Raw genomic sequence first — 14,871 nt, 5'->3', positions numbered from 1 at the left:
GCGCCGTTCGGTGCACCCGCCCGGCTCCCCGGACGGGTGATCAGGAGGCTACCTGAACAGGTAGCCGAAGACGGCGTCGCCCACGCGCTGGTCGGTGACCTCCACGGCGTTGGCCTCCTCGCGGGCGAACTTGACCGCCTGCTGGAGCTTCTCCACCCGTTCGGCGAGCTCGTTCACGCGCCGGGCGGGCAGGGCGCCGGAGAACTTGACGGTCGTCCAGTACCCGACCGGGACGTCCTCGTAGTAGACCTCGACCTGGGCCGGGTGCTTCTCGGTGGCCTCGGCCTTGACGTGGTTGCGCGGCACCTTCTTGGTCCGGATGGTGCGCACCGGTTCGGTCTTCCAGGAGTCGGTGGACGGGTCGAGGTTCCACGACTCGGAGGCGTCCAGCACCGGGAGCTTGCGCACGAAGGTGAACAGGTCGGTGAGCTGCTTCTCCAGGAAGAGCAGGTACGGGACGGGCACCTGGGCGAGCAGCACCTGGCCGTCCACCACCACGTCGGCGCGGGCGCCGAGGTTGGCCCAGTCCTTGGTGGCCGTCACGTCGAACAGCCGGGTGAGGGTCGTCGAGGTGGACCGCAGGATGTCCTCGGCCTTGAGCTGCACCCGGGTCGACTCCGGCGGCAGCTGCTCGCCCTCCTCGTCCTTGGGCTGGTAGGTGCGGGAGATCCCGGCCAGCAGCGCGGGCTTCTGCAGGTCCTGGTGGGCCTGGGTCAGCTCCTGGAAGGACTTGGACTTGACGCCTTTTTCGACGGCGATGATCTGGTTCAGCTTTGCCACGTCGAGGACGCTAGCAGTCCCGAACTGGTGCGCGATACCCAATTTATGACCAAGCGGCTTCCCTCGGACCGGGCCGGGCCGACGGGCCCGGACGGATGGGCCCGGACCGACGGGTCTGTACCGCGGCGTGTCCGGGGACAGCGGCGCGCCACTAAGGTATGGGCCCGTGACAGCATCGAACGGGGCAGTCGTCGGGGGTCGGTACCGGCTCCACGACCTCATCGGGCAGGGCGGCATGGGCCGCGTGTGGCGGGGGCGCGACGAGACCCTCGGGCGGGACGTCGCCGTGAAGGAGGTGCTCCTGCCGGCCGGCGTCGACGACGAGCACCGCGAGCAGCTCCTCCAGCGCACGCTGCGCGAAGCGCTCGCCGCCGCGCGGCTCAACCACCCGGGCATCATCACCGTGCACGACGTGGTCGAGCACGAGGGAGCGCCCGTGATCGTCATGGAGTACGTGACCGGCGCCTCGCTCGCCGCGCTGCTCGGCCGGGACGGCGCGCTGCCGGCGCGGCGGGTGGCCGAGATCGGCGTCGCGATGCTCAAGGCGCTCCAGCAGGCGCACGCGGCGGGGATCGTCCACCGTGATCTCAAGCCGGACAACGTCCTGTTGATGGACGAGCGCGTCATCCTCACCGACTTCGGCATCGCGCACATGGCCGACGCGACGACCGCGCTCACCCGAACCGGCGCCGTCATCGGCACCCCCGCCTACATGGCCCCCGAGCAGTTGGAGGGCAAGCCGCCGACGCCCGCCAACGACCTGTGGTCGCTCGGCGCGACGCTGTACGCGGCGGTGGAGGGCCAAGCGCCCTTCCACGCCGACACGTTCAGCGCGCTGTGCATCGCCGTCGTCACCCAGCCGCCGCGCCCCACCCAGCGGGCCGGTGCCCTCGCGCCGGTGCTCGCCGGGCTGCTCACCAAGGACCCGGCGCAGCGGCTGACGGCCGAAGAGGCCATCGCGGCGCTGGAGTCGGTGATCCGGGGCGGGACGGCCCCGGTCGCTCCGCCGCCGACCCGGGTCGACGCGCCGCCGCAATCGCCGGGCTTCGGGCCGGCCCTGGGCTACCCGCCGCCGTCCGGTGAGCCGCTGCGGTCGGTGCTCGGCACGTTCCCGCACCAAACGCCGACGCCCGACGGCGGCTTCGCGCCGCACCAGCAGACCGCGCCGCCCTACCCGCCGGGTGCGCCGACGGCGGAGGGGGCGGCCGGGGCTCCGCAGAAGAGTCCGGTCGTGGCCCGGCTGGTGCAGTTCGGCGGCACCATGGCGGTGCTCTGGGCGCTCGGCCTGGCGGCGCCGTGGAACTTCGTGGGGCAGTTCTCGCCCTCCTACTACCTGCCCTTGATCGTGGCCACGGCCGTGTTCTCGCTCGTGCACGCGCTGCCCCGGCCACGCTTCCACCCCGGGCTGGTGTGGGCCCTCTTCCTCGTCCTCGACGTGGCGCTGTTCTACGGGAACACGTACATCGAATCCCAGGGGTTCCGCGGCATGCTCGGCTACAGCCGAGCCCCGGACATGCTCCTGCTGAACGCGCTGATCGTCGCCACCGTCGGCTGGCTCCTCTGGTGGAAGGCCCCCGGCAACCGTCGCTCCTGACGCCGGGCCGGGGCCGGACCGAGGCTGGACCGGACGAAGATCATCCGGGCGTAGGCTCTTCGCGGACGACAAGGCAAGAGAGGCAGACATGGGCCAGAAGATCATCCGGTTCTCGGACCTGACCGGCGAGCACGTGGAGAACGACGACGACCTGGTGCGCATCGTGGTCCACCGGCACCCCGATCTGACGGACGGGCCGGTCGAGATCGAGGCGCTCGCCGGTGAGCTCGCGGCGGTGGAGGAGCTGGCGCTCGACCTGGTGACGATCGAGCTGCACGTCCCGGGCTCGGACGAGCCCCGGACGGTCGTCATGGAGGCCGAGGCGTTCGACCGGCTGGCCTCGGCGGCGCCGATGGCCGAGGTGCTGCGCGGCGCCAAGCCGGTCGCCCGGTCCGTCCCGAGCCAGAGCGCGGCGTCGCTTGCCGCCAGGGAGCGGGTCAACTACGCGAGCCTGGACCACGCCGGCCGGCCGCACAAGGGCCGTACGACCGACGCCGAGAAGCAGGTCGTCCAGCAGCACCTGGAGGAGATCAACGAGCGCCTCGCCACCGAGGGCGTCCGGACGATCGACCTGGCCAACTCGGAGCACGTCAGCCGCTACGGCCTGGAAGCCCTGGCCCGGGCGATCGGCGTGACCACCCGGGACTGACGGGCGGTACGGCGAGGGCCCCGGGCGTGTTCGTGGCGTCCGGGGCCCCTGCCGTTCCCCTCCCGATTCGGCCGTCGGGGTGACGGGCGCCGTCCGGCTCGCGTCGTGGACTCGGGGGCGGACGGCGGCCCCTAGCGTGACCGGTGACCGGGGGATCCATGGAGCGCGAGAGGTGCTGTTGATGCTGCGTAGGTTGGCAGTTGCGGCGGTGGTGTGCGGTGCGGTGGCCGGGATGCTCGGTGCGGCGGGCCCGGTGGAGCAGCCGAGGTCCGCTCCGGGGTCCATTGTGGTGATCCAGGAGGACCCCGACGCGGCGGTACCGGGGGGCACGACGACGGTGCACGGGATCGTCGCCAACGAGACGGCGAAGACCGCGCCGGCGCTCGTCGTCGAAATCACGATGCCGCCCGGGGCAGTGCCGGAGGAGCCCTTCTTCCCGAGGACGTGCAATCAGCACAAGAGCGACAAGATCTGGACGGTGACCTGCACGATCGCGGCAGGCCTGGAGTCGGAGCGGACGGCGACCGCGCTCGTGCCGGTGCGGATCCCGAATGACGCCTCGGAGCCGCTGACCGGTGGGCGGGTGTCGGTCACGAGCCCCGACGACCCGGGCGTGAACGACTCGCAGCCGTTCACCATCCAGGTCGCCTTTGACGAGCCGACCGGCTGACCGGCTGACCGGCTGACCGGCTGACCGGCCGACCGGCCGACCGGCTGGGCCCGGTGCGGCCCGGCCGGTACGCGTGGCCGTCGGGCCCCTCGGGCACCGTTTGGGGTCCGACCGGCGGAAGGCGATCGGCTAGCGTCGGCCCATGGACATGGAGACCCCGCACCAGGCGCTGCCCGAGCACGAGTTGGTGGCCACCAGCAGCACCGTCGTCTACCGGAACCGCTGGATGACCGTCCGCGAGGACAGGACCCTGCGCCACGACGGTGCCGAGGGCCTCTACGGCGTCGTGGAGAAGCCGGACTTCGCGCTCGTCGTCCCGTACGCCGACGGCGGCTTCCACCTCGTCGAGCAGTACCGGTACACCGTGAAGGGCCGCTACTGGGAGTTCCCGCAAGGCTCTTGGGAGGACGAGCCGGACGCGGACCCGCTCGCCCTCGCCCGCGGTGAACTCGCCGAGGAGACGGGGCTGAGGGCCGGCACCATGACGCCGCTGGGGTACCTGTACGAGGCGTACGGGTACTGCGACCAGGGCTTCCACGTCCTCCTGGCCACGGACCTCACCGCCGGGGAGACGCACCTGGAGGAGACGGAGGCGGGGCTGGTCAGCCGCTGGTTCTCCGAGGCGGAGGTGTGGCAGCTCATCGCCGAGGGTTCCTTCAAGGACGCGGCGTCCATGGCGGCCCTGGCGTTGTTCCAGCGCCATCGCGGCGCGTGACGTGCCGGGTCCGCGGACGGTCCCGCCGTCCGCGGACCCGGGGTTCGCGTCAGTTGACGGTGACCGCCGGGCTGCCGGCGGCGGTGGTGTCGGTGACGGGCCCGAAGGTGGCGGAGAAGTAGCCGTCGCCCGGGCAGAGCGAGGAGCCGTCGCTCTTGGCGAAGTGCTCGTTGGTGAAGGTCAGGCTGTGGGCGCCGTTGTCGGCGTTGCCGGTGAAGCTGCCGCTGAGCTGGTAGGTGCAGGTGATCGTGCCGAACCAGGTGTCGAGCACGGCGCTGGCCTGGATCGGCCCGGCCGGGCCGCCGACGAGGGTGAGCGGGAGGCCCGCGCCGTCGTCGACGGACAGGGTGAAGGGCAGGTTGCCGACGGTCAGGCTCTCGACGTTCGTGACGCCGGTGACGTTGGCCGTGCACGAGTCGAAGGTGAGCCCGGTGAAGGACTCCGTCGCCGTGCCGGGCGCGGCGGGGTTGGTCAGGACGGTGGCCGAGAGCTGGGACGTCGCACAGGTGACGCCGGTGGTGCTGGTGGCGGTCGAGTAGAAGGTGGCGCTGGTGTTCGCGGCGAGCGGCGCGGCGAGCGCGTCGCCCACGGCGACGGCGGTGGTACCGGCGCTGTCGGTGGTCAACACGGCTACCGCGTCGGCTATTTGATCCGGTGCCTGGGCGGCGGACGCGGGAATCGCGCCCAGGACGACCGCGGCGACGGCGGCGGTGGCGGCGAGGTGGCGGCGAAGGCGCATGGGAAAGCCTCTTCCTCGGTGAGGGGGATCGAGAAGACGAACTTTCGCTGTGCCCGGAGGGTGGGGATCCGGGCGGCTGCCTACGTTCTAGGCCTGTGGCAGTGCACCGTCAAGGCGGTGGGCGGCAGTTGCTGACATTTCGTCAGCAAGAGCCGGTCCGTGGCGGACGAGTGGGCCTGGGCGGCGGCCGGGCCCGGTCAGGATGCTCCACCGCCGGTCGATCGTCAGCCGGCGATCCGGGCCTCCTGTTCGCATGCCATGGGCGGGAGCGGCTGCCAGCTGACGGGGATGTCGCGCATGACGAGGGCGCAGTCGAGCGTCGCGCTGCCCGGGGGGAAGCGGTCCGGGTCGTCGAAGAAGGACGATGCGGCGGAGCGGACCCGGCCGGCGTCCACGTGCCAGGCGTCGGTCCCCAGTTCCATGCCGTCCAGGTGGTGGCCGGCCCTCGTGGGGGAGAAGCCCTTCGCGCCGAGCCGGAAGAAGCGGGAGGCTTCGGTGAGGTCGGCGAAGAGCTCGCTGTCCCGCAGATCGTCCGCCAGGTCGACGGTGACGTCCACGCGCGTGCCGCTGTCCCTGGCGGCCAGTGCGACGCGCACCCGGTCGGGGGTCTCGTGGACCTCGAAGTCCGCGCGGCCGTGTTCACCGGGGAAGAGGCGGCCGCCGGCCCAGGCGTTGAGCGGCGAGGCCGTGTCGCGCCGGGGGATGTAGACGCCGCTCTCGACGCCGTCGGGGCCGTCCCACTCGACGGCGATGCGGTGCGCCGCGTTCTCGCTCCGCAGCCCGAACGCCCTGGGCGCCCAGGCGGGCCGGACCTCGCCGAGGCGCAGCAGGCAGATGCCCGCGACCGCGTGGCCGTTCGCCAGGTGGGGGCGCAGCGGGCTGGGGAGCAGTCGTGCGGCGACGTCCGGGTCGACGCGGTAGTTCACCAGGAGGCGTCGTTCGACGACGCTGGACAGCTTCGGCTGCCTCATGATCCCTCGCCCTCGGTTTTGGGCCGCCACTTGGTGTGGCGGAGCACGATCTGTTCGGGGCAGACGGCGCTGAGGAACCGGCCGACGCACATGGCCAGGCGTTCCTCGGCGAGGGCGTAGATGATCCGGTTGCCCTCCCGCCGCTCGGTGACGAGTCCGGCGCCCTTGAGCACACCGAGGTGGCGTGAGATGGACGGCGCGCTGATCGCGAACCTGGCGGCGATCTCGCCGGCCGCGAGCTCGCCGCCCCGCAGGTCTTCGAGGATCTGGCGCCGCGTCGGATCGGCGAGGGCGCGGAAGGCTCCCGCCTCGTCCTGAGCTTCTGTCATGCCTTCTATTTAGCATCTTGGCTAAATGTCTAACAAGTGCTCTGTGAGCTTTCTGTGAGCTTTCCATGGGCTGGCGGGTTGGCGGGCCGGCGGGAGCGGGCGGAGGCTGGAGGAGAGGGGGCCGGGGCCGCGAGGAGCGAGCACGCGTGGGCGAGACGGACGTACTGGTCGTGGGAGCCGGGCCGGTCGGGCTGACGGCCGCCGCCGAGCTGCGCCGCCGGGGCGTCGCGTGCCGGATCGTCGACCGCCTGGCGGCGGCGCAGCCGTACGCCAAGGCCGTCGGGATCCAGCCGCGCACGCTGGAGCTGTGGGATGCGATGGGGCTGCTCCCGCGCGTGCTCGACGAGGCCGTGCCGCTCAAGGGGCAGCTGACGTACCTGAACGGCGAGCCCGGGCCGCGCCTCGACCTGCGCCTTCCGCCGGACGTGCCGTTCGGGTTCGCCGCGCTGCCGCAGTACCGGACGGAACGCCTGCTCACGGAGCACCTGGCGGGTCTCGGAGTCGCGGTCGAGCGGCGCTGCGAGCTGACAGGCCTGGTGCAGGAGGACGGGCACGTCCGGGCCTCGCTGACGACTCCGGAGGGTGACGAGGAGGTGTCGGCGCAGTACGTCATCGGCTGCGACGGCGCGCACAGCCGGGTGCGGCGCGTGCTCGGGATCGGCTTCGAGGGGGACGCCTTCCCCTCGCGGTACATGCTGGGCGACGTCGCCGTCGACTGGGACCTCCCTGAGGGCTGGGCCGTTCGGTCCATGGGGACCGGTGGCGACGCGCTGATCTGCGTCCCGCTGCCCGAGGGCCGTTACCGCCTGTCGATGCTCGCGCCCGCCGAGCAGCCGGCGGAGGCGGACGGCGGCGTCGCGCACGGGCTGGAGGACGGCTGGCGGCCCTCGCTCGCCGACCTCCAGGCGGTCGTCGACCGGCTGTCGCCGCGCCCGGCCACGATCGGTGACCTGCGCTGGTCCTCCTCCTTCCGGATCAGCCACCGCCTCGCGGACCGCTACGCCGACGGCCGGGTCTTCCTCGCCGGCGACGCCGCCCACATCCACCCGCCGACCGGCGGCCAGGGCATGAACACCGGCATCCAGGACGCGTACAACCTGGGCTGGAAACTGGCCCTCGCCGTGCGCGGCCTGGCCGCCGACGGGCTCCTCGGCACCTACCACGCCGAGCGCCACCCGGTGGGCGAGGAGGTCGTGGGGCGCACCGTCCGGCACGCCCGGTCCGGCTTCACCGGGGAGGGGCTGGAGCTGCGGCGCGAGGCACAGCTGCTGGTGAACTACCGGGGCGGGCCGTTGAGCGATCCGGAGGGCGAGTTGGAGGGTGCGTTGGAGGGCGAGCCGGAGGGCGAGCCGGAGGGTGCGTTGGAGGGCGCCGAGGCGCCCGTTCCCGGCGACCGGGCGCCGGACTGCGGGCAGTTGGAGCGCCCGCTGGTGTCGCATCCCGTGCGGCTCTTCGACCTGCTGCGCAGCCCGCACCACACGCTGCTGCTGTACGCGGGGCCGGAGACGGAGCTGCGCAGCCTGCACGCCTGCGCCGAGGCGGCGGGGGCGGCGGCGCACGGGCTGCTGAACGCGTATGTCGTCTTCGCGCGCGGGGCCGAGCCGTCGGCCGGGCTGTTTCTCCCCGGCCTCCGGGACGCGGGCGGTGCCTTCCGGGAGGCGTACGCGGCGACGGACGGCGAGGCCTTCGTGATCCGGCCGGACGGCTACCTGGGTGCGCGCCTGCCGGTCGGCGACCCGGGGCGTCTGGTCGGGCATCTGCGGCGCACGTTCGCGGCGGGGTGAGCCCGGCGGTCGGCGCTCCGTTCGGTGTCGAGCGCATCGCCGGTCGGTGCCTTTTCCTTCCCTGAGTGGGCTGAGGGCGGCGGGTGGTCGGAGCACTATGCCCATCTCGCGGACGCGCACACCCTTCGGGGCGAAGGCGGCCACCTTCAGGTGAACCACGTGTCCACTGTCCTCGGTAGTGCTGCTTCCCTCCTTAGGGTGCCGTTTGAGGTCAGCCATTCGGCGAGCCCGGGAAGTACGTAAGGAGTCAACTGATATTTCTGCACCGGTCGTTGATGTCTGGGGTCAGGTTGCCCCTGGGGCCCGATCCTCGCTTCCCCCCGCTCCGGAACCGCATGAGGAGTGGGCCCTCGCCGGCGGAACGGCCTGGGTCTACTACAGCCCGCTGAACCGCAGGCAGCTCGTCCGGCCCGTCATCCTCTCCGACGGCTTCTCGAGCGGGGCGAGCAACCTCGACCAGCTCTGGAACGGCCTGGAGGAGAACGGCGATTTCCGCTTCATCTCCGAACTCCACGCGACCGGGCGCGACGTCATCATCCTCGGCTACGAGGACCGGACGGCGTCGATCACGGCCAACGCCGACACCGTCATCGACTGTATTCGCAGGACCATCATGGAGCGGCTCGGCAGGGCGCAGCTGACCGTGGGCGGATTCAGCATGGGCGGACTGGTCACCCGCTACGCGCTGGCGAAGATGGAGTGCGACCCCACCCTTCCCGACCACGAGACGGCCCTCTACCTCTCCTACGACACCCCCCACCAGGGCGCATGGTTCCCCATCGCCCTCCAGGCGTTCACGCACTTCGCGACGGACAACTGGGGAGACGAGCCCACCTTGGGGCCCGTCCTGCGCCAGTTCTCCGGGCTGCTCAACAGCACGGCCGCGAAGCAGATGGCGCGGTGGCACATCGCGAAGGCCGACGGCACCGCGGAGCAGGCAGAGGAGCGGGCGGCGTTCCTCCGGGCGCTCGACGAGGTCGGCGGCTGGCCGCGGAACGTCCGCAAGATCGGTGTCGCCAACGGTGTGAAGTCCGGCGACGGCAACGGCGTCAAGGCCGACGAGACCGCGGTGAAGTGCGACGGTGAGACGCTGCACGACACGTGGCTCAAGACCCAGGCGCAGGGTGACCAGGAAGTCGCCCGCCTGCAGAAGACCGGCGGCGAGCCGGTGCGGGTCCGCACCAGCGGGCTGCCCGACATCGACGGTGCCCCCGGGGGCCTGTTCACTGCGCCGTCCCCGGTGGGCGACACCGGCAGCTTCGGCCTGGCCGCCGTGCTCATGGGTCTTCTCGGCAACACCGTGGACCCGGACGTCATCACCACGTCCTGCTTCATCCCGGCCATCAGCGCCGTCGCCGCCGGGGACATCAGCGACCCGAAGGCCCTCTTCCAGCCGATCACCCCGGACGGCAGCGCCCTCGACGCCTTCGCGTGCGCCGGCCGCAACGAAGGGCACACCACCATGACCGAGGAACTCGGTGCGTGGATCGTGAACGAGATCGTCACGGCCGAGTAACCACCTGGGTGGGCGGGCTGCCGCCGAGGCGCCCGCCCACCCAGGGCCGCCCGCCGCTGACGCTCACGGCCGGTATGGCACGCGCACCCGGCACACCGTGTCCCACCGGCGGCGCCAACCCGGTCCACTGGGCATCCGACCGATCCCCGCGCCGGACCCACTGAGCCTGGCGGTGGGCGCTCGGTGCGGGCTGGTCGGCGAGGAAGGGTGCTTGGCGATCGAGAAGTCGGAGCGGCCGACTTCCTGTGCGGGTCAGCGGGTCAGCGGGTCAGCGGGTCAGGTGGTGTGGTCGGTGATGGCCGTCCAGCCGGGGGCCAGGGGCAGGTGGCCGGTGCGGTGTGCTTCGCGTTGGTCGGAAACCCATTGCTCCAGTTGGTCGACGGAGTCCGTGACGGGGCGGCCCGTCGTGTCGAGCCGGTGGGTGTGCCACCGGGGGTCCGCGGCGGTCCAGGTCGTCCAGCGGTGCCAGGCCATCTCCGGGCCGCTGCCGCCGGTGATGACGTCCGGCCGGTGGCGGGGATCGCGTGCGTGACCGCGGTGCCAGGCCGCCCAGCCGAGGAAGGCGTCCACGGCGAAGGAGTCCCACCGGCCTGCGTCCCGTGCGGTGAGCCTCTCCCGGCGGACGTCGTCGGCGACGTCGACCAGGCACACCGCGATCCCGTCCAGCAGTGGCGCCGAGGGCGCCGCCAGGACCTCGCCCAGCGGGGACTGGCCGGTCAACAGGATGTCGACGCCGCGGTCCTGGTACGTCAGGGCGCGACGCACCCACAGCTCGGTCATCCGGTGCCGCCACCGGCGGTCGGCGTTCTCCGGCACCCCGACCTCGTCGAAGTCGTGCACGGCGACCTGCCGGAGCCGGCCGGCCACGGCGAAGGCGAGCGTGGACTTCCCGGAACAGCTGGAGCCGGTCAGTTTGAGCAGCATGCAGTGAGGATGACAGTCCGGCGGTGGCTTCCACGACCGGATTTTCAGCGCTCCCAGTAGTCGATGTCGGGCAGCCGGACCCAGATGTCGGCGGGGCCGGTGACGGCGCGGGCGTTCGTGGTGGTGGCGGTAGAGGTAGCCGGTCAGGACCTCCTCAGGGGAACCGCCGAGCTGGGGGCGCCAGGGATCGGCACCGGCGGCCACGAGGGCCCGGGCGCAGTCCGGCCGGCTGGTCATGACGGTCTCCCGCAGTGCCGTCGTCCGGTCCTCAAGCGCGTCCACGTCCGAGAGGTGGCCGGCCGGTTCGGCCACCACCTTCGGAGAGCCGAAGCCTGCTGCGTGGTGCAGTGGGAGCCTGCCGCCCCAGACGTTCGGGTCGGTGCCTGCGTCGAGTCGTGCGCGGATCCCGCAGTGGTTTCGCCGGCTCTCCTCCTTCTGCCCGGGTGGGCGCGGGCGTCAGCTTCCGTGGACGATCGCATGCGGGTCTGCCACGACTTGGCGGTGCGCAGGAAGTCGGCTACGTCGACTTCCTGCGCACCAGGTCGTGGCGAAATCGAGGTGCGGTGGGAGGCGGCGTTCGTCCACACTGCGCGTCATGGGGGTGGACGATGCAGTGTGGTCGCCGCAGCGGCGGGCGCTGGCGCATGTGGCCGGGCTGGCTCGGGGCGGGCCGCTCGATCCGCGGTTGCGGCTGACCATGAACTTCCATCCGGACCGGATCGCGGGTGGCGAGCCGGTCCTCGTCAGGATGGCGTCGGACGGGCGTTACCACTCGCAGTTCGTGACGGGCACCAGCAACGGCGGCCTGACGGCCCGGCCGGGTGGGGACCGGTGGCACTGGGAGAGCCGGATCTTCGCGGGGGCCTACGACGATGCGCCGCCGCAGGAGCGCCCCGTCTACGGCGCTCTGGACTTCCGGTGCGATCCGGCAGGCGGCGCGCCGCGGTTCGGGTCCTCGTACTTCAGGCTCTCCGCCGCCACCCTCGCCCGTGCCACGTTCTGCTATCCGGACAGCTCCACCGACCCGTCCGCCTTCGGCGTCGCCTCGCGCTGCGCCCTCGTCGAGCTGGCCGAGGCGGACGGTCTCGATGCCGTGGACGGCCACATCGAGGCGCAGGTCCACGGGCCGGTCCGGTTCGACCGGGACGCCGAGGCGCTGGTCCTCGATCCCAGCTATCGCGGCACGGCGGTGGAGCGCGCGGCGCGCAGGCTCCCGTGCCGGGTCGAGTGGCACCCCGGATTCCGCCTCTCCGTAGGGGAGTTGCGGCGCCACTCGGGATACCGCGGGCAGGAGTACGTCGACCTGGGGGCCGAGATCGCGGTCGACGGCCGGCTCGATCCGAGGACCATCGGCGATGCCGTCCGGAGTGGGCGCTATGACCCGCAGGACCTCAAGAAGGTCTGGCACTGCCTTGCCCGTTTCGGCCCGCCGCTCCGCGTCGGGTCGCAGGCGGGGAACCGCCGGGCCGGGTTTCGCCGTCCGTAGGGGAGACGGGACTGCGGCCGATAGCGCATGGTCAGAACCGTCGGCCGCACCCAGGATTGACGACTTGGGAACGGGGGGAAGATGGCTCGGCGATTCATGCTGATCACGTCACTGCTGGTGTTCGCGATGGGCGTGTGGGCGGTGTTGCACACGCAGTGGACGCCTGCGGCTGCTGCCGCCGATCAGCCCGTCGCGGCGGTCACGGGTCCCACTCCCGTCGCCGCTTCAGGCTCGCCCCGGCCGAGTTCGGCCTCCGCCACGCCCGCAGTGTGGACCCAGAGCAAGCTGCGCGACCACCTGGTGGCGGAGTTGAACGCCTCCGACCCCGCCCAGGCGCTCGCCGACCTGGCCAGGATCACCGACAGCCAGCCGTACGTCAGCCGGATCTGCCACCCGGTCGCCCACGACCTCGGGCACGCGGCCCTGCAGAAGTACGGCGACGACTTCGCCAAGGCCGCGTCCTTCCGCAACGACGTCTGCGGCTCGGGCTACCTGCACGGCATCGTCGAGGAGAAGCTCTCCCAGAGCCCCGACCCCGCCTCGGCCGTGACGAAGCTCTGCGCGCCCGACGAATCGGCCTCGTGCATCCACGGCATCGGGCACGGCGCGATGTTCGTGTCGCGGCTGAAGCTGCCCGACGCCGAGCAGCTGTGCCGGAAGTTCTCGCAGACGTACCAGGTCGTGGCCTGCTCGGAGGGCGTGTTCATGCAGCTCTTCGAGCCGGACGAGACCGACCCGGCCGCCACCGCCCAGCTCCCCGCGGACAAGCTGGCCGCCGACCCGCTGTACCCCTGCCCCGAGCAGCCGGACGTCTTCCAGGGGGCCTGCTACTTCTACGCGCCGGTCTACTTCCTCCAGAAGCACGACTACGCCGACCACCCCGAGAGCTTCGCCGAGGCCCTGCGCTGGTGCCTCGCCGCACCCACGTCGGACGGCCGGCAGGCCTGCACCCGGGGGACCGGCTCCCGGCTGATGAAGTACAACATCGACCGCCCGGCGTGGGTCGGCGACCAGTGCGAGGCGGCCCCGGAGGCGTGGCAGCGGCCGCTGTGCGTCAGCGGCATGACGAGCTACTGGAACGTCAACTACCACGACAAGTCTGCCAAGGCCCGGTTGTGCCCGCAGTTGTCGCCCGCCGCGCGCAACGACTGCCGCTCCGCGGCGGCCGGCAGCAGCTCGGCGGACTGAACGCCATGGGAGGTTCGCTAACAGGAGGTGTCAGTGGAGCGGCCGTAGCCTGCGGCGCATGAGCCTGAACATCGTCGAATTCCGCTAGTACACCCTGCACCCCGGCACGCGCGAGACGCTGATCGAGCTGTTCGAGCGCGAGTTCGTGACCGGGCAGGAGGCCGTCGGCATCACCCTCGGCGGCCGGTTCCGCGACCTCGACGACCCGGACCGGTTCGTCTGGATACGCGCGTTCCCCGACTTGGCGCACCGCCGGCGCGCGCTGGAGGCGTTCTACACCGGCCCGGTCTGGCGGGCCCACCGCGACGCGGCCAACGCCACCATGATCGACAGCGACGACGTCCTGCTGCTGCGCGGCCCGGGCTTCGCCCCGGAGCGGGGCACCCGCGAGGTGGCCGCGACGGTCTGCGAGCCGTCGGACGCGGCGGCCTTCGATGAGTACGCGGCCCGGCACCTGGGCCCGCACCACGCGCTGCACCGCACCGAGCACGCCGAGAACGACTACCCCGCCCTGCCCGTCCGCACCGGGCTCGACGTCCGGCTCTGGTTCGGCCCGGCCGAGCCGGCGCCCTGGCCGGTCCGGCGGCTGCGGCTGGAGCCCGTGGGGTGAATTGTCAGTGGGGTGAGGTGTAGTGGTGTCCTGTCCGATCCCTGTTGCGACCCGGAGGTGCCCATGGCTCGCTTGAACGTCCGCTCCGGCCTGGGGCCCGGCGATCCGGAGGTGCCGGTCGCCGTGCTGGTCATCGACTCCGACGGCACGCCCGGCGAGCGCGCGCTGAGCAGCTACAGCGCGTTCGGCCACGAGGGCGACCAGGTGTCCTACCTGCTGCAGACCGACGGCTGGGCCGAGCACTCGTACACGGGGGAGCGGCTGGCGGTCGATATCGCGCTCCATCCGCGCGGCCTGGAGCGGCTGGGAGTCGACCCGGCCGACTTCCCGGTCCGGTCGAGCTTCGACCCGAACTACGTCCTGGTCCTGCACGCCGAGACGATCGTCGATCCGGCGATGGCCGGCCAGGTCTGGGAAGGCACGGCGGTCTTCACCTCACCAGGAGAGGACCGGCCGCTCGTCCTGGCACCGCCGCCCGAGGAGCCCTACGGGGACGAGGAGGAGGACGGCCCGGTGAAGGAGTAGGGGCACCTTCGTCACCCGCGACGCAGAAAGTCGGGCCCGCCGACTTCCCGTGGAGTTGTTCCATTCCCACTGCGCCTCGCCGATCAATCCGGGCATCACGTCCGCGACCGTCTCGATCAGCGGCCATGCCACCACGCTCCTCAACGGGGCGACCCTCGTCACCAGCACGGACATCACCACCTGGAACACCGGTCAGAGCACCACGGTCAACGAGACCCGCACCATCGTGGGCGGCGCCAATGTCACGGAGGTGGGCGTGGGTGAGTCGGTGGGCGGTCTGTTCCATCCGGCGACGGAGTCCGAGTCCGGGCGCGGCACGAGGAGCTCCATGCGAGCCCGGGAGACCGAAGTCATCTTCGTTCTCGAAGGCGTCCTGGAAGTCGGCTGATCC

General features: G+C 72.0%; 16 protein-coding genes. 11 read left to right on the top strand and 5 right to left on the bottom strand.

What is annotated here, in order from left to right:
- Positions 1-48: 48 nt before the first annotated feature.
- Complete coding sequence (locus tag ACFXDE_RS17690) at positions 49-780, bottom strand: hypothetical protein (protein WP_380448125.1); 732 nt, start codon at positions 778-780, stop codon at positions 49-51.
- A 166-nt stretch (positions 781-946) separates the two neighbouring features.
- On the opposite strand from ACFXDE_RS17690, the gene ACFXDE_RS17685 reads away from it, so the two are divergent.
- From ACFXDE_RS17685 to ACFXDE_RS17670, 4 genes are all read left to right on the top strand, one after another.
- Positions 947-2,374, top strand: a complete 1,428-nt coding sequence (locus ACFXDE_RS17685; protein ID WP_380495188.1) for a protein kinase — start codon at positions 947-949, stop codon at positions 2,372-2,374.
- A gap of 88 nt (positions 2,375-2,462) precedes the next feature.
- Positions 2,463-3,023 carry a hypothetical protein gene (locus ACFXDE_RS17680; protein ID WP_380495186.1) on the top strand — a complete coding sequence of 187 codons (561 nt, stop codon included), beginning with the start codon at positions 2,463-2,465 and terminating at the stop codon, positions 3,021-3,023.
- Positions 3,024-3,159: 136 nt separating this feature from the next.
- Positions 3,160-3,693, top strand: coding sequence for a hypothetical protein (locus ACFXDE_RS17675; protein ID WP_380495183.1), 534 nt, complete (start codon positions 3,160-3,162; stop codon positions 3,691-3,693).
- A gap of 142 nt (positions 3,694-3,835) precedes the next feature.
- A complete protein-coding gene (locus ACFXDE_RS17670; RefSeq protein ID WP_380495181.1) occupies positions 3,836-4,408 on the top strand; it encodes an NUDIX domain-containing protein in 573 nt (190 codons plus the stop codon).
- A 49-nt stretch (positions 4,409-4,457) separates the two neighbouring features.
- Here ACFXDE_RS17670 and ACFXDE_RS17665 read toward each other — a convergent pair whose 3' ends face one another.
- The 3 genes from ACFXDE_RS17665 to ACFXDE_RS17655 all read right to left on the bottom strand — a co-directional run bounded on the left by ACFXDE_RS17665 (position 4,458) and on the right by ACFXDE_RS17655 (position 6,447).
- Positions 4,458-5,147, bottom strand: coding sequence for a Tat pathway signal sequence domain protein (locus ACFXDE_RS17665; protein WP_380495178.1), 690 nt, complete (start codon positions 5,145-5,147; stop codon positions 4,458-4,460).
- 224 nt (positions 5,148-5,371) lie between these two features.
- On the bottom strand, positions 5,372-6,118 hold the full coding sequence (locus ACFXDE_RS17660) for a DUF2071 domain-containing protein (protein ID WP_380495176.1): 747 nt from the start codon (positions 6,116-6,118) through the stop codon (positions 5,372-5,374).
- Positions 6,115-6,447, bottom strand: coding sequence for a metalloregulator ArsR/SmtB family transcription factor (locus tag ACFXDE_RS17655; RefSeq protein ID WP_380495174.1), 333 nt, complete (start codon positions 6,445-6,447; stop codon positions 6,115-6,117). Before ACFXDE_RS17655 ends, ACFXDE_RS17660 begins: the two co-directional genes overlap by 4 nt.
- Before the next feature lie 146 nt (positions 6,448-6,593).
- Here ACFXDE_RS17655 and ACFXDE_RS17650 point away from each other — a divergent pair, with 146 nt between their 5' ends.
- Positions 6,594-8,231, top strand: coding sequence for an FAD-dependent monooxygenase (locus tag ACFXDE_RS17650; RefSeq protein ID WP_380495172.1), 1,638 nt, complete (start codon positions 6,594-6,596; stop codon positions 8,229-8,231).
- Between the two features lie 205 nt (positions 8,232-8,436).
- Positions 8,437-9,747: an esterase/lipase family protein gene (locus ACFXDE_RS17645; protein WP_380495170.1), complete on the top strand. Its 1,311-nt coding sequence runs from the start codon at positions 8,437-8,439 to the stop codon at positions 9,745-9,747.
- Between the two features lie 276 nt (positions 9,748-10,023).
- Here ACFXDE_RS17645 and ACFXDE_RS17640 read toward each other — a convergent pair whose 3' ends face one another.
- Positions 10,024-10,671 carry a hypothetical protein gene (locus ACFXDE_RS17640; protein ID WP_380495168.1) on the bottom strand — a complete coding sequence of 216 codons (648 nt, stop codon included), beginning with the start codon at positions 10,669-10,671 and terminating at the stop codon, positions 10,024-10,026.
- Between the two features lie 595 nt (positions 10,672-11,266).
- On the opposite strand from ACFXDE_RS17640, the gene ACFXDE_RS17635 reads away from it, so the two are divergent.
- The 5 genes from ACFXDE_RS17635 (at position 11,267) to ACFXDE_RS17615 (ending at position 14,868) form a co-directional block, all read left to right on the top strand.
- Positions 11,267-12,157 carry a DUF3626 domain-containing protein gene (locus tag ACFXDE_RS17635; RefSeq protein ID WP_380495167.1) on the top strand — a complete coding sequence of 297 codons (891 nt, stop codon included), beginning with the start codon at positions 11,267-11,269 and terminating at the stop codon, positions 12,155-12,157.
- Between the two features lie 96 nt (positions 12,158-12,253).
- Positions 12,254-13,345, top strand: a complete 1,092-nt coding sequence (locus ACFXDE_RS17630) for a hypothetical protein (RefSeq protein WP_380495165.1) — start codon at positions 12,254-12,256, stop codon at positions 13,343-13,345.
- A gap of 94 nt (positions 13,346-13,439) precedes the next feature.
- A complete protein-coding gene (locus tag ACFXDE_RS17625; protein ID WP_380495249.1) occupies positions 13,440-13,955 on the top strand; it encodes an NIPSNAP family protein in 516 nt (171 codons plus the stop codon).
- A gap of 63 nt (positions 13,956-14,018) precedes the next feature.
- A complete protein-coding gene (locus ACFXDE_RS17620; RefSeq protein ID WP_380495164.1) occupies positions 14,019-14,480 on the top strand; it encodes a hypothetical protein in 462 nt (153 codons plus the stop codon).
- Positions 14,481-14,529: 49 nt separating this feature from the next.
- The gene (locus tag ACFXDE_RS17615) at positions 14,530-14,868 is read left to right on the top strand and encodes a hypothetical protein (RefSeq protein ID WP_380495162.1); all 339 of its coding nucleotides are present in this window, start codon (positions 14,530-14,532) and stop codon (positions 14,866-14,868) included.
- The last annotated feature ends 3 nt before the right edge of the window (positions 14,869-14,871 follow it).

It is taken from the genome of Kitasatospora sp. NPDC059408 (genome assembly GCF_042751525.1).
In the GTDB taxonomy this organism is placed as follows: Bacteria; Actinomycetota; Actinomycetes; order Streptomycetales; family Streptomycetaceae; genus Kitasatospora.
The sequence above is the reverse complement of the archived record's forward strand: the minus strand, read 5'-3'. Positions and strand labels throughout refer to the sequence as shown.